This window comes from Agrobacterium sp. 22-209-1, assembly GCF_053522485.1.
In genome coordinates, this window is sequence record NZ_JBNWCH010000002.1 from 296,429 (window position 1) to 319,272 (window position 22,844).

Annotated in this window: 18 protein-coding genes and 2 tRNA genes; 8 read left to right on the plus strand and 12 right to left on the minus strand. The window is 60.8% G+C overall.

What is annotated here, in order from left to right:
* Window positions 1–14: 14 nt before the first annotated feature.
* Window positions 15–1,115, minus strand: a complete 1,101-nt coding sequence (locus ACQZ48_RS05725; protein ID WP_448728660.1) for a hypothetical protein — start codon at window positions 1,113–1,115, stop codon at window positions 15–17.
* Window positions 1,116–1,352: 237 nt separating this feature from the next.
* Here ACQZ48_RS05725 and ACQZ48_RS05730 point away from each other — a divergent pair, with 237 nt between their 5' ends.
* Window positions 1,353–2,498: a site-specific DNA-methyltransferase gene (locus ACQZ48_RS05730; RefSeq protein WP_077982790.1), complete on the plus strand. Its 1,146-nt coding sequence runs from the start codon at window positions 1,353–1,355 to the stop codon at window positions 2,496–2,498.
* Between the two features lie 333 nt (window positions 2,499–2,831).
* Here the strand turns inward: ACQZ48_RS05730 and ACQZ48_RS05735 are convergent, their stop codons facing one another.
* Both ACQZ48_RS05735 and mutY read right to left on the minus strand, forming a co-directional pair.
* Window positions 2,832–3,443 carry an HAD family hydrolase gene (locus ACQZ48_RS05735; protein ID WP_448728661.1) on the minus strand — a complete coding sequence of 204 codons (612 nt, stop codon included), beginning with the start codon at window positions 3,441–3,443 and terminating at the stop codon, window positions 2,832–2,834.
* A 46-nt stretch (window positions 3,444–3,489) separates the two neighbouring features.
* Entirely contained in the window at window positions 3,490–4,626 is a 1,137-nt protein-coding gene (gene mutY / locus ACQZ48_RS05740) for an A/G-specific adenine glycosylase (RefSeq protein ID WP_321186459.1), read from the minus strand.
* Between the two features lie 98 nt (window positions 4,627–4,724).
* On the opposite strand from mutY, the gene ACQZ48_RS05745 reads away from it, so the two are divergent.
* From ACQZ48_RS05745 to ACQZ48_RS05755, 3 genes are all read left to right on the plus strand, one after another.
* Complete coding sequence (locus ACQZ48_RS05745; RefSeq protein ID WP_137409897.1) at window positions 4,725–5,252, plus strand: DUF721 domain-containing protein; 528 nt, start codon at window positions 4,725–4,727, stop codon at window positions 5,250–5,252.
* 128 nt (window positions 5,253–5,380) lie between these two features.
* The gene (locus ACQZ48_RS05750) at window positions 5,381–6,061 is read left to right on the plus strand and encodes a DsbA family protein (protein ID WP_137409898.1); all 681 of its coding nucleotides are present in this window, start codon (window positions 5,381–5,383) and stop codon (window positions 6,059–6,061) included.
* 84 nt (window positions 6,062–6,145) lie between these two features.
* The gene (locus ACQZ48_RS05755) at window positions 6,146–9,613 is read left to right on the plus strand and encodes a chromosome segregation SMC family protein (protein WP_191216990.1); all 3,468 of its coding nucleotides are present in this window, start codon (window positions 6,146–6,148) and stop codon (window positions 9,611–9,613) included.
* 435 nt (window positions 9,614–10,048) lie between these two features.
* Here the strand turns inward: ACQZ48_RS05755 and ACQZ48_RS05760 are convergent, their stop codons facing one another.
* Entirely contained in the window at window positions 10,049–11,020 is a 972-nt protein-coding gene (locus tag ACQZ48_RS05760; RefSeq protein WP_374638224.1) for a VOC family protein, read from the minus strand.
* 226 nt (window positions 11,021–11,246) lie between these two features.
* Between ACQZ48_RS05760 and ppdK the strand changes: the two genes are divergently transcribed.
* Window positions 11,247–13,973 (plus strand): pyruvate, phosphate dikinase, encoded by a 2,727-nt coding sequence (gene ppdK, locus ACQZ48_RS05765; RefSeq protein ID WP_191216988.1) that lies wholly within the window; start codon window positions 11,247–11,249, stop codon window positions 13,971–13,973.
* Here the strand turns inward: ppdK and ACQZ48_RS05770 are convergent.
* The 3 genes from ACQZ48_RS05770 to ACQZ48_RS05780 form a co-directional block, all read right to left on the minus strand.
* Window positions 13,951–14,223 carry a hypothetical protein gene (locus tag ACQZ48_RS05770; RefSeq protein ID WP_191216987.1) on the minus strand — a complete coding sequence of 91 codons (273 nt, stop codon included), beginning with the start codon at window positions 14,221–14,223 and terminating at the stop codon, window positions 13,951–13,953. The two genes, ppdK and ACQZ48_RS05770, sit on opposite strands and share 23 nt — an antisense overlap.
* 125 nt (window positions 14,224–14,348) lie before the next feature.
* Window positions 14,349–14,945: a demethoxyubiquinone hydroxylase family protein gene (locus ACQZ48_RS05775; RefSeq protein ID WP_173988328.1), complete on the minus strand. Its 597-nt coding sequence runs from the start codon at window positions 14,943–14,945 to the stop codon at window positions 14,349–14,351.
* A 141-nt stretch (window positions 14,946–15,086) separates the two neighbouring features.
* Window positions 15,087–16,451, minus strand: a complete 1,365-nt coding sequence (locus ACQZ48_RS05780; protein ID WP_191216986.1) for a dicarboxylate/amino acid:cation symporter — start codon at window positions 16,449–16,451, stop codon at window positions 15,087–15,089.
* 321 nt (window positions 16,452–16,772) lie between these two features.
* Here ACQZ48_RS05780 and ACQZ48_RS05785 point away from each other — a divergent pair, with 321 nt between their 5' ends.
* Entirely contained in the window at window positions 16,773–17,693 is a 921-nt protein-coding gene (locus ACQZ48_RS05785; RefSeq protein ID WP_191216985.1) for a DUF1499 domain-containing protein, read from the plus strand.
* 249 nt (window positions 17,694–17,942) lie between these two features.
* Here ACQZ48_RS05785 and ACQZ48_RS05790 read toward each other — a convergent pair whose 3' ends face one another.
* A complete protein-coding gene (locus ACQZ48_RS05790) occupies window positions 17,943–18,851 on the minus strand; it encodes an MBL fold metallo-hydrolase (RefSeq protein ID WP_191216984.1) in 909 nt (302 codons plus the stop codon).
* Window positions 18,852–19,054: 203 nt separating this feature from the next.
* Here ACQZ48_RS05790 and ACQZ48_RS05795 point away from each other — a divergent pair.
* A tRNA-Gln gene (locus ACQZ48_RS05795) sits at window positions 19,055–19,129 on the plus strand.
* A gap of 12 nt (window positions 19,130–19,141) precedes the next feature.
* Here the strand turns inward: ACQZ48_RS05795 and ACQZ48_RS05800 are convergent.
* From ACQZ48_RS05800 to ACQZ48_RS05815, 4 genes are all read right to left on the minus strand, one after another.
* Complete coding sequence (locus ACQZ48_RS05800) at window positions 19,142–19,453, minus strand: type II toxin-antitoxin system RelE/ParE family toxin (protein ID WP_077982778.1); 312 nt, start codon at window positions 19,451–19,453, stop codon at window positions 19,142–19,144.
* The gene (locus ACQZ48_RS05805) at window positions 19,443–19,724 is read right to left on the minus strand and encodes a type II toxin-antitoxin system ParD family antitoxin (RefSeq protein ID WP_077982777.1); all 282 of its coding nucleotides are present in this window, start codon (window positions 19,722–19,724) and stop codon (window positions 19,443–19,445) included. Before ACQZ48_RS05805 ends, ACQZ48_RS05800 begins: the two co-directional genes overlap by 11 nt.
* Before the next feature lie 228 nt (window positions 19,725–19,952).
* Window positions 19,953–21,668 (minus strand): malate dehydrogenase (quinone), encoded by a 1,716-nt coding sequence (gene mqo, locus ACQZ48_RS05810; RefSeq protein ID WP_191216983.1) that lies wholly within the window; start codon window positions 21,666–21,668, stop codon window positions 19,953–19,955.
* A 388-nt stretch (window positions 21,669–22,056) separates the two neighbouring features.
* Window positions 22,057–22,479 carry a hypothetical protein gene (locus tag ACQZ48_RS05815; protein ID WP_191216982.1) on the minus strand — a complete coding sequence of 141 codons (423 nt, stop codon included), beginning with the start codon at window positions 22,477–22,479 and terminating at the stop codon, window positions 22,057–22,059.
* A gap of 264 nt (window positions 22,480–22,743) precedes the next feature.
* Between ACQZ48_RS05815 and ACQZ48_RS05820 the strand changes: the two genes are divergently transcribed.
* Window positions 22,744–22,820, plus strand: a tRNA-Pro gene (locus tag ACQZ48_RS05820).
* Window positions 22,821–22,844: the final 24 nt, after the last annotated feature.

A 22,844-nucleotide genomic window follows, 5' to 3' on the forward strand; every position in this document is an offset into this window, starting at 1 on the left:
CCGCCCCGCCGCAATTACTCCGCCACCGTCGTCTCGGTCCGCTCCGCCGCCTTGACCGTCGCCTTGATTTCCTTCGGCTCGCGGCCGGATTTCTTGTCGTAGCTTACCTTCACCGAGTAATTGCCGGGATGCAGGGTTTCCTGATGTTGCGCGCCGTAACGACCGGAAATCTCCTTCTGCGTGCCCTGAAGATCCTTGGTCGTTTCGACGATATCGATCCGTTCAGCACCAGGGGCGGTGATGGCGAGAACGCCCGCATCGAGATTGACAGTGATTTCCGTGCGTTTTCCGGCCGTCACGGTGAAGGGCTGTTCCACCGTCACCTTGCCGAGACGGGCGCGCATGACGAAATCCCCGGCCGGCATTTCCATCATCTTGCCGGTGCCGTAAATGCCGTTGATGGTCTCGCGCGTGCCATCCAGCGTTTCCTTGGCCGACATGGCCTCGAAGCGGATATCATCCGTTTCGACGGCCCTGCCGCCTTCCGCATAAACCGCCTTGGCAACGACAACGCCGCTTGGAATCACCAGCTCGTGGCTGATCTTATCGCCGGCCTTGATGGCAAGGGTTTCCTGCGCCCGCGCCGGACCAATGCTGCCGGTGAGGGTGATTTCGCCGGCCGGCACGAAGACAGTATTCTGCCCATAGACACTGTCCTTGAAGTCGCCCTTGGTGATTTCGGTTTTCGCCTGGGTTTCCACATCGCCGCCGGCGCTGCGCTTCGGCACGACGGTTAATTCGGCCGCATCGAAATTTACTTTCGGCCTCGCGACGCTTCCGTCCTTGACCTCGAACGACACTTCGCGGGTCACATTGCCGAGCGCCGCGACCCCGACATATTTGCCCGCCGGCAGTTTCGCCTCGAAGGTGGCGTCATAGGACCCGCCGGCATTGTCGTCGGTGCGGCCGCCGGAGCGGTCTGCCTTGTAGAAATCCCAACGCACCCTGTCGCTGTTGCCGAGCGAGGGGCCGCCATCGAACAGGACCGCATCGGTGACGACGTTATATTGCGGGGCCGGTTGCTGCGCCTGCGAGGCCGCCGGCAGCGCCGTTGCGAAAAGTGCGGCGCAGGCGACACTCATGGAAAAAGAAGCCATTTTCATCACGGACCCCATTGCGGATTACCCCCTGCCATCATGGCTCCTCCCGCCGCGCCGATATGCGGGGACAGGAGAACCCATTGTGCACAACGTTTTTGCCCGGCTTCGGGTTCCCCCACCGGCCGCCGCAAATCGCGCCTGCGTGCCGCGACAGCGATTTATTTCGCATTTTCCGTGACTTGTTCAGGCTTTGATAACCATCTTCGGTAACCATAAGCATCAGTAGAGAGTAAGCGTATGGAGCGAGTACCAATGGCAGCAGTTTTTCCGCTGGCCGATTTTCGGCGTGCCGGTTTTGATCGTGCGGGTGAGAGTGACGCCTGGAAAGACAGCATCATCAAAGGTGATTGTGTCGCTGCCTTGGATGCCCTACCGAGCCAGTCGGTGGACGCGATTTTCGCCGATCCGCCCTATAATCTCCAGCTTGGCGGCACGCTGCACCGGCCCGATCAATCGCTGGTCGACGCCGTCGATGACGAATGGGACCAGTTCGCCTCCTTCGAGGCCTATGACGCCTTCACCCGCGCCTGGCTGCTCGCCTGCCGCCGTGTGCTGAAGCCCAATGGCACCATCTGGGTCATCGGCTCCTACCACAATATCTTCCGCGTTGGTGCCATGCTCCAGAACCTCGATTTCTGGATCCTCAACGATATCGTCTGGCGCAAGACCAACCCCATGCCCAATTTCAAGGGCCGCCGTTTCCAGAACGCCCATGAGACGATGATCTGGGCGAGCCGCGATCCGAAAGCCAAGAGCTATACCTTCAATTACGACGCACTGAAGGCTTCCAACGACGATGTGCAGATGCGCTCGGACTGGCTGTTCCCGATCTGCAGCGGCAATGAGCGGCTGAAGGGCGAGGACGGCAAGAAGGTGCATCCCACCCAGAAGCCGGAAGCCTTACTGGCGCGCATCATCATGGCGTCCACCAAGCCGGGCGATGTCGTGCTCGATCCGTTCTTCGGCTCCGGCACCACGGGTGCTGTTGCAAAACGTCTCGGCCGCCATTTCGTCGGCATTGAGCGCGAGCAGGATTATATCGACGCGGCGTCCGCCCGCATCGCCGCCGTCGAGCCGCTCGGCAAGGCGGAACTGACGGTCATGACCGGCAAGAAGGCCGAGCCCCGCGTTGCCTTCAACACCTTGCTGGAAAGCGGCCTCGTCCGCCCCGGCCAGGTGCTGACGGATGCTAAGCGCCGTTATAGCGCCATTATTCGTGCGGATGGTACGCTTGCATCCGCCGGAACCGCCGGCTCCATCCACCGCCTCGGCGCGAAGGTGCAGGGTCTCGACGCATGCAACGGATGGACGTTCTGGCACTTCGAAGACGGCGACGACCTGAAGCCGATCGACGATCTCAGAGCCATCATCCGCAGTGAAATGGCAAAGGCCGAATAGTCGAAAGCCCAAAAGGCTGAAGACGGACGATCCACCGCCCGCCCTTGCCAGCATACGTCTCCGTCCGGTTTAGTACCTTCAGTCCCGGATGGAGAACGACCAACGCCCGGCACCTCGGTGTCGGGCGTTGGTATTTTCGAATATATTATTTTAGTCAGGCAAGTTTCGCGCAAGAGACGAACAATACTGTCTCAAATCAGAGCAATGGTTGTGAAAATCCGGTTCGGAAAGCTCACAAAAACATTGCGTCCGATGCCGCTTGCGGCAGGACTGGCGCAGGCCGGAGACCGCCATTTCCGCCTGCGCCAATTTCTTTTCCTGATCTGTGGATGATTAAACGACCACCCCAAAAGCATGCAAATCCTGCTTCAGTTTCTCGGCGCCGGTAAAATGCACCGCCTGCCAGCCGGCTTCTTTTGCGCCTTCGACATTTGCGAGCGTATCGTCGATGAAGAGGCTGGTGGACGGATTGAGCCCGAATTCCCTGGCGTGCAGCTCATAGATCGCCACGTCAGGTTTCAGCAGCTTCACATCGCCAGAGACGGTGACGCCGCGCGGCAAGGTGAGGAAGGGAAACATCTTCTGCGCTTCGCGAAAAGTGTCGGAGGCGAAGTTGGTGAGCATCGTCACGTCATGGCCGCTGTTGATCAGCCCGACCATGATTGCGACGCTGTCGTCGTAGGAATGCGAGACCATCTCATGCCAGAACTTGCGGAAGGAGCGGATGTGCTCTTCCCGGTCCGGGAATTTCTCAACCAACAAGGCCTCGGCGTCCTCCCAGCGGCGGCCGCGATCCTGCTCGAGGTTCCAGTCATGGGTGCAGACATTGTCGAAGAACCATTGGCGCTCGTCGGCATCGGGGATGAGGCGGCTATAGGGAATATGCGGATCGTAGTGGATCAGCACCTTGCCGATGTCGAATACGATATGCTCAATCTTGGTCATCGAAATTTCCTGCTTTCATCGGATATTAGAGAGTCTGAAAAACGCTCTAAAACTTTGAGTTGCGCATCGTTCCTGTCGAAAATCGATTCCGATTTTCGGGCCGATGCGTGGATGGAATAGCCTGCGCGATGACTTTCTTCATCACCGTTGGCAGCGCCTGCGCGTCAAGATTTGTAACCGGCTCCCACCATCCGTCATCCGGGCCGGTCTGAAGCCTGTCCAGCACCTGCGCGCGATAGACTGTCAGCCGCAGTTCGAAATGGGTGAAGACATGCACGATGACGCCCGCCGCCTGCCAGTCGGCGGCAAAGGGCGCGTGGCTCACCTCCGTGCCGCCATCCAGACGGGCGGTCCATGCCGTTGTCGGCACCTCGGTCATGCCGCCCAGAAGCCCGCTGTCGATGCGCCGTCGCAACAGGATTTCACCTTCTGTATTGACGGCCACAAAAGCAGCCCCGAGCCGCACCGGTTTTGCCTTTTTCGCGGCTTTCGCCGGAAACCGTTCCGGCTCGTCTTCCGCAAGCGCCAGACAGACGCCATTGAACGGACAGAGCGCGCAGGCCGGCCGCTTCGGCGTGCAGATCGTTGCGCCGAGGTCCATCATCGCCTGGGCAAAATCGCCGGGTCTTTCGGCAGGTGTCAGCTCTGCCACCTTCGCTTTCATGGCGGGCTTTGAGCCGGGCAGGGGTGCATCGATGGCAAAGAGCCGCGAAATGACCCGTTCGACATTGCCATCCATGACAGCCGCCTGACGATTGAATGCGATGGCAGCGACGGCGGCGGACGTATAGTCGCCGATACCGGGCAATTGCTTCAGACCCTCTTCCGTGTCCGGAAAGACGCCGCCATGTTCGCGCGCGACGGCTTCCGCGCATTTTTTAAGGTTGCGGGCGCGGGCGTAATAACCGAGCCCCGCCCATGCGGCCATGACATCCTCGACCGGTGCTGCCGCGAGATCGTCAACACGCGGCCAGGCGGCCAGAAACTTCAGGAAATAGGGTTTGACCGCCTGCACCGTCGTCTGCTGCAGCATCACTTCGGAAAGCCAGACGTGATAGGGATCGGCACGTTTTCCCTGCGCCGCCATGGCCGGGGAGGTGCGCCAGGGCAATTCGCGATGATGCCGGTCGTACCATGCGAGCAGCATCTGCGCATAAGACGACGAGGCGGTTTTTTGAAGCATGGTTTGCCGTTTCTGTTCGATTTGGCCTATAGTTGGGACATAAGAAGCGGGCGATCAAGAACATGCGGATTCGCCGGCTCCCAAAACGTGAGTGAAACATGCGTTATCCCCAGAAGGGCGTTCAACAGAGGAAAGGCGTCGTCCAGATCGCCGAAGTTGCCAACGGCATCATGGACCCGGTCCTGTCGAAACGCGCCGGCATCAACACCGCGCTGCTCGGCTCCTGGGACGAGATTGCCGGCGACGATTTTGCCGATTGCACACGGCCCGAAAAGATCACCTGGCCGCGCCGCGACGAAGGCCCGGATCGCGGCGGTTATCAGCCCGGCGTGCTGACGATTGCCTGCGAAGGCGCGCGCGCCCTGTTTCTCACCCATGCGCAGGGCGAACTCATTGCCCGCATCAACGGCTTTTTCGGCTTTCCGGCGGTGCGCCAGATCAGGATCGTGCAGAAGCCGGTGTCGCAGGCCATCACCCGCCGGCGCAAACCGCAGCCCCTGCGCGGCGATGCGGCAAAACGTCTCGATGACATGATGGAAGGCATCGAGAGCGAGGCATTGCGCAAGGCGGTGGAACGGCTTGGCACGGCGGTCTTGCAGAAGAAGCCGCGCGGCCGAAGCATTTGATCGATGCGGTTGTCCTTGACTGGTCACAATTCTTTGACAAGAAGAGTCCAAAACCCCGCTTGTGATGAACAGGCCGTCGCTATATCGGAATCAACGGACAATAGAGTCTATTACCAACAGGTGCTTTCATGCATTTTCCCGAACTGACCATTTCCCGTCGCAGCCTTCTCGGCGGTGTTGCCCTTGCCGCCGTTGCCACGGCTCTGCCGTTTGCCTTCGCGCCCGGTATTGCCCAGGCGCAGGAATTGCCTGAATCCACCGGTGATGTGGACATGGCTGCGGTGATGAAGCCCGGCCCGCTGCCGGAAGCAGCGCTCGGTGATGCCAACGCACCCGTCAAGATCGTCGAATATATGTCGATGACCTGCCCGCACTGCGCTAACTTCCACAACAAGACCTTCGAAGAAATCAAGAAGAAGTACATCGATACCGGCAAGGTCTATTTCGTGCTGCGCGAATTCCCGTTCGATCCGCGCGCCGCTGCCGCCTTCATGCTGGCGCGCTGCGCACCGGAAGGACAGTATTTCCCCTTCGTTTCCATGCTGTTCAAGCAGCAGCAGAGCTGGGCAACCGCCCAGGATGCACGTGCCGCCCTGCTGCAAATGTCGAAAATGGCCGGTTTCTCACAGGAGTCTTTCGAGGCCTGCTTGACGAACCAGAAACTTCTGGATGATGTGAACGCAACCATGCAACGCGGTGCGACGGAATTCGGCATCAACTCCACGCCGACTTTCATCATCAACGGCAAGAAATACGCAGGAGACATGTCGGTTGAAACCATGTCGGCTGTCATCGACAAGCTGCTCTGATCGCCGAAGCCTGAAAGATACGGGCGGCGGATATTTCCGCACGCCCGTTTTTTATTGCCCGTCTTCTTGCCTGGGTGTGACGGAATGAAGTTCAACAAGCTCCGCGTCGTCGGTTTCAAGTCCTTCGTTGAACCCTCCGAATTCATCATCGAGCCCGGTCTGACCGGCGTTGTCGGCCCGAATGGCTGCGGCAAGTCCAATCTGGTCGAAGCGCTGCGCTGGGTGATGGGCGAAAACTCCTACAAGAACATGCGCGCATCCGGCATGGATGACGTCATTTTTTCCGGCTCCGGCAACCGCCCGGCCAGAAACACCGCCGAAGTCGGCCTTTATCTCGACAATTCCGACCGCACCGCGCCCGCCGCCTTCAACGATGCCGATGAAATTCAGGTGACGCGCCGCATCGAACGTGAAAACGGCTCCGTTTATCGTATCAACGGCAAGGAAGCGCGCGCCAAGGATGTGCAACTGCTGTTTGCCGATGCCTCCACCGGCGCACGCTCGCCCTCCATGGTGGGGCAGGGCCGCATCGGCGAACTTATCAACGCCAAGCCGCAGGCCCGTCGCCAGCTGCTGGAAGAAGCGGCCGGCATTTCCGGCCTGCATTCCCGCCGCCACGAGGCCGAGCTTCGCCTGCGCGCCGCCGAAACCAATCTGGAGCGGCTGGAGGATGTGACCGCCCAGCTGGAAAGCCAGATCGAAAGCCTGAAACGCCAGGCGCGTCAGGCCAACCGTTTCAAGATGCTGTCGGCGGATATCCGCGCCCGCGAGGCGACCCTTCTGCACATCCGCTGGGTGGAGGCAAAGGAAGCGGAAGGCGAGGCGGAAAGCGCGCTTAATCAGGCGACCAACATCGTCGCCGAAAAGGCGCAAGCCCAGATGGAGGCGGCCAAGCAGCAGGCCATCGCCAGCCTGAAGCTGCCGGAGCTGCGCGAGGACGAGGCCCGCGTCGCCGCCGCCCTGCAACGCCTGCAAATCGCCCGCACTCAGCTGGATGACGAGGCGAACCGCCTGCTGCGCCGCCGCGACGAGCTGACCCGCCGTCTCTCGCAGCTTGGCGAAGATATCGTCCGCGAGGAACGGCTGGTCGCCGATAATGCCCAGATACTCGCGCGGCTTGATGAAGAAGAGGCCGAGCTTCTGGAAATCCTCTCCGATTCCGGTCGCCACGCCGACGAGATGCGCGAGGCCTTCGAGGCTGCGGCCGTCAAGCTGTCGGAAAGCGAAGCCATCTTCACATCAATCACCGCCGAACGCGCGGAAGCCGCTGCCAGCCGCCAGCAGTTGGAGCGGGCGATCCGCGAGCTTTCCGACCGCAAGCTGAGGCTCGAGCGGCAATCGCAGGAAGCATCCGCCGAGGTTGACGCCGTCGACGAAAAGCTCTCCGGCCTTCCCGATCCTGCGGAGCGGCGCGAAGCTGTAGAGGCGGCGGAGATCGCGGTCGAGGACGCTTTGATTGTCGTGGAAGAGGCCGAGGCCGCCGTTGCCGAGGCGCGTTCCGCCGAAGCACTGGCGCGTGGGCCGCTGGAAGCTGCGAAAAACCGGCTGAACGCACTGGATACAGAAGCGCGCACCATCACCAAAATCCTCGCCTCCAGCGCTGCTGCCAATGGCAGTTTCACGCCGGTGGCGGAAGAAATGACGGTGGAGCGCGGTTATGAGGCCGCATTGGGCGCGGCGCTGGGAGACGATCTCGAAAGCCCCCTCGATGCGAGCGCCCCCGCCTATTGGGGCGGCAATGGCGACGGCGCTGGCGATCCCGCCCTGCCGCAGGGTGCCAAACCGCTTCTGGATTATGCGCAGGCGCCGGATGCGCTTAGACGTGCCCTTGCGCAGATCGGCGTCGTTGCAGACGTATCGGAGGCCCGGCGCCTGTTGCCCTCGCTGAAAGCTGGCCAGCGACTGGTCACACGCGAAGGCGCGCTGTTCCGCTGGGACGGGCATATCGCCAGCGCCGATGCACCGGGTGCCGCCGCACTTCGCCTGTCGCAGAAGAACCGCCTTGTTGAAATCGAGACAGAACTGGATGAGGCGCGCTCCATTCTGGACGAGGCCGAAGACCGGCTTGCCGCGAAGACCGAGGACATCAGAAGCAGCGAATTGCGGCTCTCGGACGTACGCGACCGGAGCCGGCTTGCGACCCGTCAGCTTGCCGAGGCGCGTGAGGCGCTGACTTCAGCCGAACGGGCCTCGGGCGATCTGCTGCGCCGCCGGGATGTCGTTTCCGAAGCGCTGAACCAGATTGGCGCGCAGATCGACGAAATCGCCGTCCAGGAAGAAAATGCCCGTATCGAAATGGAAGATGCGCCGGACCTTTCCGTGCTTGATCTCAAGCTGCGCGAAAGCCAGCTCGAAGTTGCCACCGACCGCGGCCTGTTGGCGGAAGCGCGCGCCCGCCATGAGGGCGTGAGCCGCGAGGCGGAAAGCCGCCAGCGCAGAATCCAGGCGATCGGGCAGGAGCGTTCCACTTGGCAATCGCGGGCGGCAAGTGCTGCCGATCACATCGCCACACTGCGCGAACGCGAGGAAGAAGCGCGCGAGGAAATCGCCGAGCTGGACATTGCACCCGAGGAATTCGACGAGAAACGCCGCAACCTGCTCAGTGAATTGCAAAAGACCGAAGACGCCCGCCGCGAAGCCGCCGACCGGCTGGCCGAGGCCGAAAACCTGCAACGTGCCGCCGACCGGGTGGCGGCGACGGCGCTTTCTGAACTGGCCGAAGCCCGCGAGAAGCGCGGCCGTGCCGAAGAGCGGCTGGTCTCCGCCCGCGAAAAACGGCAGGAGGCGGAACATCGCATCCGCGAAACGCTGAATACCGAGCCACATATGGCATTTCGCCTGACCGGCCTTGGCCCGGATCAGCCGAATCCCGATATACGCGATGTCGAGCGCGATCTCGACCGGCTGAAGATCGAGCGCGAAAGGCTTGGCGCCGTCAATCTGCGCGCCGAGGAAGAACAGGCCGAGCTTTCCGCCAAGCTCGAGGCGCTCATCAAGGAGCGGGACGACATCATCGACGCCGTGCGCAAGTTGCGCGCCGGTATCCAGAACCTCAACCGCGAGGGCCGCGAAAGGCTGATCGCCGCCTTCGACGTGGTCAATTCGCAGTTCCAGCGACTGTTCACCCATCTCTTCGGCGGCGGCACAGCGGAATTGCAGCTGATCGAATCCGACGATCCGCTGGAAGCCGGCCTCGAAATCCTGGCCCGCCCGCCCGGCAAGAAGCCGCAGACCATGACGCTGCTTTCGGGCGGCGAGCAGGCGCTGACGGCGATGGCGCTTATCTTTGCGGTCTTCCTCACCAATCCCGCGCCAATCTGCGTGCTTGACGAGGTGGACGCGCCGCTCGATGACCACAATGTCGAGCGCTACTGCAACCTGATGGACGAGATGGTGGCCTCCACCGAAACCCGCTTCGTCATCATCACCCATAATCCCATCACCATGGCGCGCATGAACCGCCTGTTCGGCGTCACCATGGCAGAGCAGGGAGTGTCGCAACTCGTCTCCGTGGATTTGCAGACCGCCGAACAGCTGCGCGAAGCCGTCTGAGGCGGCTTGTTGGGGGATACGTTCCCGACTTTTGCTCAATGGGAATTTATCGCGCTATCTCACCCATTCGGGTGAGCGACTTCGCGCGGCATTTTGCTATGTATTGGTCACAAGCTTAGGGCTCTCTCCAGACCCCACCATCCGGTTTCCTGTACCGGATGGAATGCCTTGCGAGGCCGCTGCCGTGGCCTCGCAAGGCTTTCTTCCTAGGGGGCACACGCCCCTTTTTCGCTCATTCCTGTGCTCGTCACAGGAATCCAGCCGGCGCGCGTCTGCGCAGCGACAGGAGCCCTTCCAGCCTAAGGACTTGGGCTGGCTAGATTCCTGTGACGAGCGCAGGAATGAGGGAATGCGGATGCTGTGCTTTGCGGAATTCGAACGATATGGCGCAGGCTTTCTCGGCATCTGCTCGCATCAAAATTTAAGCCTCAAACCTCAACCCGGCACCAGCCGCAGCCGCGTGCCCCAGGGGTCGATCGCTTCCACGACGTTATTCTCCATCTCCACCAGCACGCAACCGGCGGCCCGCAGCCGCGTCTTCTGCGCTTCCAGATCGGCGGAATTGCGAACGGTAATTGAAAACCAGTCGAGGCCGGTTTCGGAAGCGTTGCGTGCCTTCGCACCCCTGCTGTTCCATGTATTCACCGCCAGATGATGGTGATAACCGCCGGAAGAAAGGAAAGACGCGTCCGAGCGCGCATCCTGCGTCGGTCGCAGACCGACGGCCTCTTCGTAAAAGGCGCGGGCGGCGGCGATTTCGCCGACCCGTAGGTGAACATGCCCGATACGCATCCCCGCCGGGGCAGCCTCATAATCGCTTTTTCTGGTATCGGTCAGCGTCACGAGATCATCGACATCGAGTTGTTCGGTGCCCATCTTCACCACGTTACCGTTCCAGACCCATGCGTCCTTCGGCCGGTCGCTGTAAACCTCGATACCGTTGCCCTCGGGATCGTTGAGATAGATCGCCTCGCTGACATTGTGATCGGCAAAACCCGTTAGCGGCACCTGCTTCAGCGCCGCGTGCACCAGCCAGCGGGCCAGATCCTTGCGGGAGGGCATCAGATAGGCGATGTGGAACAGGCCGGCGGAAGTGGGGCTCTCGAAATCCGCCGCCGGCTTGTGCACGAGATCGAGCAGCGGCACGTTGCCGATACCGAGCGTCACACCCCTTGCCGTGCGTTCCACCTCGTTCATGCCGAGCACCGAACGGTAGTACTCGATCATCTGATCGAGATCGCGCACACGCAGCGCCGCCTGACCCACATGCATCGGTGTCGTTAAGGCGAAGGGCAGGGTGGCATTTGCGGGAGTTGCACCCCCTTCAGCTTTGAGCGCCCCGGCAAGAGCGGTGGCGGCACAGGAAATTCCGGCAAATTTCAACGTATGGCGGCGGGTAAATTGCATGAATAATCTCTTTGCAGCGATTTGAATGGCTTAGGCAACACTCCGTTTCAGCGCACTACACGAATGCGTCAATCATGCCGTATTTGGCCTTTGCGGCAATTCTTGCGCGCAATTCGCCGCAATTATGCTGCACTGCGATGTAAACTGCACGTTGCGGCGTTCCCAACATGCTGGCAATGCTGTAGATGATAGAAAAATGACAACGCTTCTGGGTGGAGAGCGTGGAATGAAAAAATGGGTTTATACCTTCGGCAATGGTGCTGCCGAAGGCAGGGCAGGTGACGTTGCTATATTGGGCGGCAAGGGCGCGAACCTTGCCGAAATGGCAAGTCTCGGCCTACCCGTTCCCCCCGGCCTCACGATTATCGCCGATGCCTGCGCGCTTTATCACAAGAATGGCCGCGATCTTCCCGAAGAGCTGAAGCTGCAGGTCATGGCCGGGCTGCATGGCATGGAGATCGTCACCGGCAAAACCTTCGGCGGCAGCCAGTCGCCGCTGCTCATTTCCGTCCGCTCCGGCGCCCGCGCCTCCATGCCCGGCATGATGGACACCGTCCTCAACCTCGGGCTCAACGACCGCACGGTCGAGGCGCTTGGCCACGATGCGGGCGACGCCCGATTTGCGTGGGATAGCTATCGCCGTTTCATCCAGATGTATGGCGATGTCGTCATGGGCCTCGACCATGAAATGTTCGAGGAAATCCTGGAGGACGAAAAAGGCCGGCTTGGCCATGAATACGATACCGACATGTCGGCGGTCGAATGGCAGCACGTCGTTTCGCTCTACAAGAAGCTGATCGAGGACGAGCTTGGCGAAGCCTTCCCGCAGGATTGTCATGTCCAGCTCTGGGGTGCCATCGGCGCGGTTTTCGCCAGCTGGACCAACCACCGCGCCGTGACCTATCGTCACCTGCATAATATTCCCGGCGACTGGGGCACGGCGGTCAACGTTCAGGCCATGGTCTTCGGCAATCTTGGCTCGTCCTCGGCAACCGGCGTCGCTTTCACCCGTAATCCCTCGACCGGCGAGGCGGAGCTTTACGGCGAATTCCTCGTCAATGCGCAAGGGGAAGACGTGGTTGCAGGCATCCGCACGCCGCAATCCATCACCGAGGCCGCGCGGCTGGTATCGGGTTCCGACAAGCCTTCCATGGAAAAGCTGATGCCGGAGGCGTTTTCCGAATTTCTGGCGATCTGCAAGCGGCTGGAAACGCATTACCGTGACATGCAGGATCTGGAATTCACCATCGAGCGCGGCAAGCTCTGGATGTTGCAGACCCGTTCCGGCAAGCGCACCACCCGCGCCGCCATGAAGATCGCCGTCGATATGGTGGAGGAGAGGCTGATCTCGCAGGAGGAAGCCGTCTGCCGCATCGAGCCCTCATCGCTCGACCAGCTGCTGCACCCCACCATCGATCCCGGTATTTCCCGCCCCATCATCGGCTCCGGCCTGCCGGCTTCACCGGGTGCGGCAACCGGCGAGATCGTTTTTACGGCGGAAGAGGCGGTTGCGGCAGAGGCCGAAGGCCGCCGCGCCATTCTAGTGCGCATCGAAACCAGCCCGGAAGATATTCACGGCATGCACGCCGCCGAAGGCATTCTGACGACGCGTGGCGGCATGACAAGCCACGCCGCCGTGGTGGCGCGCGGCATGGGCATTCCCTGCGTCACCGGCGCCGGCTCCATGCGCGTCGATATGCGCAACAGGGTGCTGATTGGCGTTGGCTGCATGCTGAAGCGCGGCGACGTCATTACCATCGATGGCTCTTCCGGCCGGGTGCTGAAGGGCGAAGTGCCGATGACGCAGCCGGAACTGTCAGGCGATTTCGGCAAGCTGATGCAATGGGCAGACAATCTGCGCCGCATGACGGTGCGTACCAATGCCGACACCCCTGCCGACGCCCGTGCCGCCCGCGCCTTCGGTGCCGAGGGTATCGGCCTCTGCCGCACCGAACACATGTTCTTCGAGGGCGACCGCATCCATGTGATGCGCGAAATGATCCTCGCCGAAAGCGAAAAGGGCAGGCGGGCAGCGCTTGACGAGCTTCTGCCGATGCAGCGATCGGATTTTACCGAGCTGTTCCAGATCATGCACGGCCTGCCGGTAACGATCCGCCTGCTCGACCCGCCGCTGCACGAATTCCTGCCGAAGACCGATGGTGAGATCGTCGAGGTCGCCGCCGCCATGGGCATGCCGCAGACGGTGTTCCGCCAGCGGCTGGATGCGCTGCATGAATTCAACCCCATGCTCGGCCATCGCGGCTGCCGGCTGGCGATTTCCTATCCCGAGATCGCCGAAATGCAGGCCCGCGCCATTTTTGAAGCGGCTGTCGCTGCGGCGCGCATCACCGGCGCACCCGTCGTGCCCGAAATCATGGTGCCGCTGGTCGGCCTCCGCTCCGAGCTGGATTACGTGACTGCGGTCATCGATGGTGTTGCCGCAGCCGTGGCGCAGGAAACCGGTATGGAGATCGAATATCTCACCGGCACCATGATCGAGCTGCCGCGTGCGGCACTACGCGCCCATGTCATTGCGGAAGCGGCGGAATTCTTCTCCTTCGGCACCAACGATTTGACGCAAACCACCTTCGGCATTTCCCGTGACGATGCGGCGCGGTTCATCAATACCTATCAGCGCAAGGGTATCATCGAACGCGATCCCTTCATCTCGCTCGATTTCGACGGGGTGGGGGAACTGATCCGCATCGCCGCCGAGCGCGGCCGCCAGACACGGCCGGAACTGAAGCTCGGCATCTGCGGCGAACATGGCGGCGATCCGGCCTCGATCCATTTCTGCGAAGATGCGGATCTCGATTACGTGTCCTGCTCACCTTTCCGCGTGCCCATCGCCCGGCTTGCGGCGGCGCAGGCGACGCTGGCTGCAAAGGCGAGAGAGGGCGAGACGCCAAGCAATGTCGCCTTCATTCCCGTCAGGGGTTCTGTTGGACGATGATGCGCCGCTCCACCACCACGGGGCGGTAGAACATGTCGCGGTTCATCTGCGCCTGCCAGGCGCGGTTATCGGCGCGGCGGTCCATCTCCAGATCGAGAAGGCAACCGGCCATCGGGTCCGTGCCGGGGCGGAAACCATAACCCCGGCATGTCGCCTCATCCCGCGCCCGCCGCTCTTCCGGCGTCAGCGTCTGGCAGGCGCTAAGCGCCATGAGGGCGGCAAGCGAACCGAGGACGATGGAAACACGCATCTTGTTTCTCCCTGATATGACAGCCGTACGGCAGTTTTATTGCCGCGATTGATACGCCTGTTTGCATTTGGGGAAAAGCCGCATCGGGGTGGAAAGTTGCGTTTGGTCTAATAACCTATCCGTCGTCAAGCCGGCGTGGAACTCGCCATTTCAGCACGCATCCAGCTCGAATCCCCCCATGTCGAGAGCCAGATCATCAGGTCGGTAAGAAAGCCGATAATCGGCAGAAGAATCCTGTAAGCAAAGCCGCGTGTCGTCTGGTTTTTTTCGGCTTCCTGTAAATGCGCCAATTCCTGCTCCTGAATTGAGGCGATAAGCCTGTGAAGCTCGGGATCTCTTGTTTGCAGAAAGGCCAATTGATCTTCCAGATGGCGATGAACGGTGCTTTCAACGGCTTCGGTGCAAATCCAGATCATATTGCGCCCGCCGAGCGCGGTCAGAAAGCCGAGCAGGAAACCTCCCAGGCTCCAAAACGCCATGACGCGACAAGGTTTTGCATTTCTGGCCGGCATGGCTTCTCTGAACAGGCGGCAATGATCGATCTCGTCTTCCCGCATTTCTTGAAGGGCGGGCACGATGTCCGGAAATAGCCGGCGAGCCAACCATATCTGCGCGCCATAGATGCGAATGGCGCCAAACTCACCGGCGTGATTGACCTTTAGAATACGCCGAACGGTGAGAGCTGGGTCGTGATTACCGGAACTGCCAGACATTCGAAGCATTACCAAAGCGCGTTCCAGTCCAGCCGAGCGGTCGTCACAACTATTGATAAGTCGGTTCTTGTCCGAGGAAAACCCACCTAGATGGAAAGTTATGTTCGCTAGGGCGTCTCTTTTCCCGGAAACGCCCTGCGATTATCGCTCTCAGGCCGCCGCCACTTCCCGGTCATCGAGCGCGTCGATGTCCTTGGCGTTGTTGTAGACGGCCTCGTTGAGAATGCCTTCGCGCTTGGCGACGATGGTGGGCACCAGTGCCTGTCCGGCGACGTTGACCGCCGTGCGGCCCATGTCGAGGATCGGGTCGATGGCGAGCAGCAGGCCCACGCCCTCCAGCGGCAGGCCGAGGGTGGAGAGTGTCAGCGTCAGCATCACCACAGCACCCGTCAGGCCGGCCGTTGCAGCGGAACCGAGCACGGAAACGAAGACGATCAGAACATATTCCTGAATGCCGAGCGGCACCTGGAAGAACTGCGCGATGAAGATCGCCGAGATTGCCGGATAGATCGCGGCGCAGCCATCCATCTTGGTGGTGGCGCCGAGCGGCACGGAGAAGGCGGCATATTCGCGCGGCACGCCGAGGCTCTTTTCCGTCACGGTTTCGGTGACGGGAAGCGTACCGATGGAGGAACGTGAGACGAAGGCAAGCTGGATGGCTGGCCATGCGCCCGCAAAGAACCGTGAGGGTTTCAGGCCGTGGGCGAGAAGGAGCGCCGGATAAACCACGAACAGCACGAGCGCCAGACCGATATAGACCGCCGCCGCATACCAGCCGAGCTGCGACAGCGTCGTCCAGCCATATTGGTCAACCGCACGGCCGAGCAGGCCGATGGTGCCGATGGGGGTGAGGCGGATGACCCACCACAGGATTTTGCGCACGATGGCGAGCAGCGACTGGTTGAAGGCGAGGAATGGCTCCGCCGCCTTGCCGGCTTTGAGCGCCGCCACACCAAAGGCGATCGATACGACGAGCAACTGCAACACGTTGAAGTTCAGCGAGGTGCTGGCCGACCCGTTATTGAGCTTGGTCGAAGCCTCAAGACCAAACACATTGGCCGGCACGAGACCCTTGAGAAAATCGAGCCAGGAACCCGTCGAGGAGGGGGCCGCCGCTGCCGTGTTGGCAATCGCCGTGTTGACGCCCGGCTGAATGACGAGGCCGAGCACGATGCCGATGACCACGGCGATCAGGGCGGTGATGGCGAACCACAAAAGCGTCTGCCAGACGAGCTTTGCCGCATTGGAAAGGTTCTTTAGATTGGCGATGGAGGCGACGATGGCGGTAAAGATCAGCGGCGGCACAAGCGCGCGCAACAGCTGTACGAAAATGCTGCCGATGGTCTGCAGCGTCACCGAAAGCCAGTTCGGGCTGCCGGCGGCATCGGGGCCGATGTTGCGCGCAACAAGCCCGAGCAGCAGGCCGATGACCATGGCGATCAGAACCTGAAAGCCGAAATTGCGGTAAAAGGGTTTAGGCCCGGAGGGGCCGGCGGACGTCGTTGCCTGTGACATGAGATGTCTCTTTATTGTGCAAAAAAACGAGAATGTTGCACTTTTTACACGCATTCTCGAGGGAGGTCGCCGACAATACGCCGATTTCCTCAGCAATTAAGAGATGGACTTGCGTATTTGTTTCATTGTCGGGGAATTATTCCCTGGAACATGTGCGATGCGGAAAATTATTCCAGGCTCTCGCCGTCGTAGCGCAGATCGCCATTGTCCTTTGTTTTCCTCATCGCAAATCCGGTCTATGACATCATATGCAGGTGATTCCCTGTCAGAATTCGGGTGCAACGCTTTTTAGCCAATGCGATCTAACGGATATCCGCTTCCATGACTGTGCGTTTCGTCCGGCCTTTTTCGGTTGCAGCCTATCTTTCCCGGTATCTGGGCCTTGCGGCGCTGGCGCTTTTTCTCATCGCCGCCGGTATCCACCGTTTCGGACCGTTGACGACGCCAGATCTTGTCGGGCTGCTCCTGATTGCCGCCGGTATCGCTCTTCTCGCCGTGCTTCTGGCGCTGATCGGCCTCGAGCGGCTTTGGACTAGGGGTGCGCGCGGCGGGCTTTCGGCGCTGGCGGCGCTGCTTCTCTCGGCCCTGCCGCTCGGCGTGGTCGGTTACGGCGCTTTTCTTTATTGGCAGCAGCCGAAGATTTACGACATTTCCACGGACCTGAGCGACGTGCCGGAGTGGCTGGCGGCACCAGCGGCCAACCAACAATGGCTGGTGCGGCCCGCCGTCATCACTAGGGCCGACCGCGACGCGCAGATGGAGGCCTATGCGAGCCTCGCCGGACGCCGTTATGAAGGCGCGATTGACCGCATCTATGCCGCCGCCAAAAAAATGGCCGCCGCCCAGTCCATCCGCATCACCCATACGAAGGGTGTGATCGGCGTGGAAGATGCCGCCTCCGTCGGGGTGCCGCCACAGGACAGGCAGCAGCCCACGGAAGATGCGCCGGTGGAAGACCTGCCCTCCATCGTGCCGGTGCCTATGGCCCGCCCGACTGATGCGCCGTTACCCACCTTCTTCAACGGCAGCGGCGTGGTGCTGATGCAGGGTGAAACCCGCACCCGCATCTGGGGCCTGCGTTTCGATATCCTCATCCGCTTGAAGGAAGAGGCGGAAACCACCATCGTCGACGTGCGCGTCGCCTCCCGCTACGGCCCGCATGATCTCGGCATGGGTGCGGCGATTGCCGAGGCCTATCTCGATGCGCTGGATGCGGAAATGCAAGGGTTGAACGATAATTGATACGTTTTTTGGTGTGAGGTAGCGCATGGCGCTGCGGCTTGGTTTCTTCTCCCCGAGGGGGAGAAGGTGGCCCGAAGGGTCGTATGAGGGGGCTAGCTCTCCGAATATCTCTACCGTCGCCCCCTCATCCGGCTGCCGCGGACTTCTCCCCGACGGGGAGAAGAAACGAGTGGCACTCGCCCGCGCCATCAATGGGAGAGCGATGGCTGAGGCGATAGCAAGATTTGAAATGCTGCCTCTCAAAACCCGTCACGCCGGAAAATATTCACCCGTGAGCGAAGGCGCACCATCCGTCCGCACCTCGCCCTTTTCGATCAGATCCTCGATATGCGCCAGCACGGAAAGTGCGGCCGCGCCATGCAGGCGCCTGTCGGTGCTGGCATAGATCACCTTCACCATATCGGCGATCCGCCTGTCGCCGTCCCGGATGCGCTTCAGAACCGCCTTTTCCCGCATGCGGCGGTGGGCGCGCAAGCCCCGCATGAAGGCGGCGGGATCGGTGACCGGGCCGCCATGGCCAGGCAGGAACAGCCGGTCGTCGCGGGTGAGAAGCCGGTCCAGCGAGGCCATGTAATCGCTCATCGCCCCATCCGGAGGTGCCACGATGGTGGTGGCCCAGGCCATGACGTGATCGGCCGAAAAGACGATGCCGCTGCCCTCAAGCGCAAAGGCGGCGTGATTGGCGGTGTGGCCCGGCGTATGTAGCGCCGTCAATGTCCAGCCATCGCCGGAAAGGCTCTGCCCGTCGCCAAGTGCGATATCGGGCACGAAAGCCGTATCGGAACTCTCGGCAAAGGGGTTTGTCTCGCCCGCGTGTAATGGGCGCGCGGCACGGTGCGGGCCTTCCGCCACGGTCAACGCCCCAGTCACCTGCGCCAGCCTGCGGGCCAGCGGCGAATGATCGCGGTGCGTGTGGCTGACGAAGATATGGGTCACCTCGCGGCCTTCGAGCGCCGCCATCAAAGCCTGAAAATGCGCCTCATCCTCCGGGCCCGGATCGATGACGGCAACGGAGCGCTCGCCGACGATATAGGAATTGGTGCCATGAAAGGTGAAGGCGGAAGGGTTATTGACGGTGAGGCGCTGGATGAGCGGTGCAACAGGAACCGCCTCGCCATAGGCCGGCTTGAAGTCGAGATCGAATGCCGGGTCCGCCATCGAGACCTCCTCAGTGAATGCCATGCCGCTCGTGCCGACGGCACCCGCCGCACAATCGCCAAGCCCTATCATGCCGCCTGCGGCCCGGCACCCAAAAAGCTTGTATTTTGTGAAAAAATTGGTCGCCGGGTCATTGCCGGGCCGGGCAGGCTTTGCTAATCAGGCGCGGTTCAGGCAGCGGCGTTTCGCTCTCGCTGCCCTGTTGGGGCGTCGCCAAGCGGTAAGGCACCGGTTTTTGGTACCGGCATTCCCAGGTTCGAATCCTGGCGCCCCAGCCATTTCTTCCAAAATCAGGACAGTGTTCGCAGGTCGCGGCGACCGTCAATGACACGTACAATCTCTACGGAATCTATCTCGCCGTCATCGGTATCCGGCACGGTTTCGTAGAGAATGATGTAAGGCGCTGCAACCAGCATGCGGGCGGATGGAAAAATTTCCGGGTGGCGCTCGCCAAGATGGGGGTGGCAGATCAAGCGCTCCGCCTTGGCGCGAAACCGAGCGAAATACCGCTCCGCCGCAAGAGGCTGTGATTTACCAATGTCGATGTAGATTTTCTTCACATCGCGGCGAGCGCGGGGTGTCCAGACAAGCTTAATGGTCACGATTTTTCAACGAAGCCAGTTCTGCACGCGCTTCACTGAGTGTGTCGTCAAAATCCACTTCGGTTGAACTGCCACTGGCTTTGCCTTCAGTCCACAATGCGCGCAACTTGGCTATGTCATCGCGTCGCTGAACCCATTTCGCAGACCAGTCACGCATCGCTTCGCGGATCACCTCGCTGCTGCTGGCATAGGCCCCGCTTTCGACGGCATCACGCAAGATTTCGGCATGCTGGGGTGTCATCGAGACACTGATCTTTTCCACATTGGCCACGTCATTTCTCCACGAATAATTGGTAGGAATTATTACTACCAAATCATCTGCGATGCGAGGTATTTCATCATGCTCGGTCCGTCCCCCGCATCTGCGGCGGATCGATTTCATTGAGCTTGGCAGACCATCGGCAGAGGGCCAAGAAGATGCGGGCGGAGGTATAATCCAATAAAAACGCCGCGCATCCGGAGACACGCGGCGTCCAATCCTAAAAATCGCACCTAACCCTTAAAGCGCGATATCCGGCACCTTCTTCACCGGCGCACCTGCAGGCGCCGCACCGGCACCCTTCAGCGCCTCGAGATCGATCTGCGGCGGGGTGGGCAGTTGCAGGTGTTCGGCGGTGTAGGCCCATTCCTGCTGTACCTTTTCCGGGTCGTCATTGAGCTTGGTGCCGTAGCTCGGCACAATCTGGCGCAGCTTCGTCTGCCATTCCGGCGTTACCACCTTGTCCTTGAAGACTTTTTCCAGAACGCTGAGCATGATCGGTGCTGCCGTCGAGGCGCCCGGAGACGCGCCGAGCAGACCGGCGATGCTGCCATCCTTGGCGGAGACGACTTCAGTGCCGAGCCTCAGCACGCCGCCCTTTTCCTCGTCGCGCTTGATGATCTGCACGCGCTGGCCGGCCTGCCACAGGCGCCATTCGCCCTGCTTGGCATTGGGGAAATATTCCTTCAGCGCGGCAAAACGGTCGTCGTCCGACATCATCAGCTGGCCGGCGAGATATTCCACCAGCGGATATTCATCGATGCCCACGCGCACCATCGGCCAGGCATTGCTTGTTGTGACCGAGGAGACGAGATCGAAATAGGAGCCTTCCTTCAGGAACTTGGTGGAGAAGGTGGCGAAAGGTCCGAACAGGATGACGCGCTTGCCGCCCAGCACGCGGGTATCGAGGTGCGGCACCGACATGGGCGGCGAGCCGACCGAGGCCTTGCCATAGGCCTTGGCGAGATGCTGCATCGTCACATCAGGGTTCTCGTTGATGAGGAACGAGCCGCCCACCGGGAAACCGGCATAATCATCGGCTTCGGGAATGCCGGACATCTGCAACAGATGCAGCGCGCCGCCGCCGGCGCCGATGAACACGAATTTCGCATCCACCACCTGTTCGGCATCGGTTTTGGTGTTGGTATAGGTCACGCGCCAGCTGCCATCGGCATTGCGCTGGATGTCGGAAACCTCGCTATTGACCTGCAGGTCGAAATTCTGGTCGCTCTGCAGATGCGAGACGAACTGGCGGGTGATTTCGCCGAATTCCATGTCGGTGCCGAGCGGCGACCAGGTGGCGCCGATCTTCTGGGAAGGGTCGCGGCCTTCCATCATCAGCGGCACCCACTTCTTGATCTGCTCGGGATCGGTGGAGAACTCCATGCCGGCAAAAAGCGGGCTGGTCCTCAGCGCCTGATAACGCTTTTCCAGATAGGCGACGTTCTCGTCACCCCAGACGAAGCTCATATGCGGCGTGTGGTTGATGAAGGAGCGCGGGTTCTTCAAGACGCCGTTCTTCACCTGCCATGCCCAGAACTGCCGGGAAATCTGGAAGGATTCGTTGATGTTGATGGCTTGGGCGATCTTGATGTTGCCGTTGGCGTCTTCCGGCGTGTAGTTCAGCTCGGCAAGCGCGGAATGGCCGGTGCCGGCATTGTTCCAGCCGTTGGAGCTTTCCAGCGCCACGCCATCCAGCCGCTCCAGCATCTGCATCGACCAGGTCGGTTCGAGTTCGCGCAGCCACACACCGAGCGTCGCGCTCATGATGCCGCCGCCGATGAGAAGCACGTCCACCTTCTTGGCGGCCGTATTGGCGAGGAGTGGGGAAGAGGGCAGCGCCGCTGCGGCAATTCCGGCGAGTGCACCGCCCAGAACCTGTCGGCGGTTCAGCGGAAATGCATGGGCGAGATCAGTGAGCTGGGATTTGTCTTGATCGATGGGAGTCACGGCCATACCTGATTCTTGTTTTGTGTTAAAAACATTCCTCCCGAGCGCCCCGTTATAGCAAAGCGCAAAGCGGCACAACCCGAAGGCAATCACGCCAGTTCAAGCGTTTTTGGAGGGATTTGGCCGGGATATATGGTCGCGCTGGCGAATTTGGCGCGTTTGCGGATCGTCATTTTTTGCGCGGCGAAGATCAGGCGATGCTTTCAAACGGTTGAAAGAGTTGCATTGGCGCGATATCGCAAAAAGCGCGCCCGGCCGTATTTTGCCGGCCAGGATGGTCGGTGTGGCGCTGCTGCGGGCCGAATTATTTTCAGAAAAATGACGATATTCCCAAAAAAGTGAAAGGCCCGCCGTTTCGGGCGGGCCTTGTTGTGTTCGCTCTGAGGCCGAAAGCTCAGTTTGCGGCGAGGAATTCCGCGCAATAGCTCGGGCCGTTAATGCCGGGGCGGTCGGAGACCGTGCGCACGGCGGTGATCTTGTAGTCGCTGGAAACGACGAGCTGCACGGTGCAGGAGAGCGAGGCGGTGCGGGCGGGCGAGATCTGGCGCCCCTTCTTGCCATCCTTGCCTTCTTCGAACCTGGCCGGAATGGTGGCCTTTCTGTAGCCGCCGCGCCAGTTATACACGGTGGAGCTGCCGGTTTCCGTATCGCTTTGCGGCGGGCCGAATTTTGCAAAGAAAACGCCTGCGGACTGGCCGACCCAGCGGGTCTCAACGGGGCTCTTCTGGGTGAAGGAGGGAGTGGAACCGCCCGTGGAGGTGGTGCAGGCCGAGAGCGCAATGGCAAACGCTGCAAGCGTTACGCTGCGAGATAGCATGGTGAAATGTCCTTTGTGCCGTGTCCGGCTTCCCGCCGGTCATTCCGTTCCCCTAGCAGATTTGGCGGCGGCGGGCAGGGGAGGTGTGCGGTTCGATGAAAATTTCCTGCCACAATTGCTTTTTTGTAACGTTTTGAGGCCTTCCGGCCGGCGGCGCAGGCGCTTGGCAGGGTTGCTTCAACGGATGGGAAAAACTTGTCACAAAAAATGCAATAAGCCGCTTGTCGAATGCCGGAGGCTGGTCTATAGACGCGCTGCTGGTCACGGAGTGTAGCGCAGTCTGGTAGCGCACCACGTTCGGGACGTGGGGGTCGGAGGTTCGAATCCTCTCACTCCGACCAGCTTGAAGCCCAATAGCTACAGCG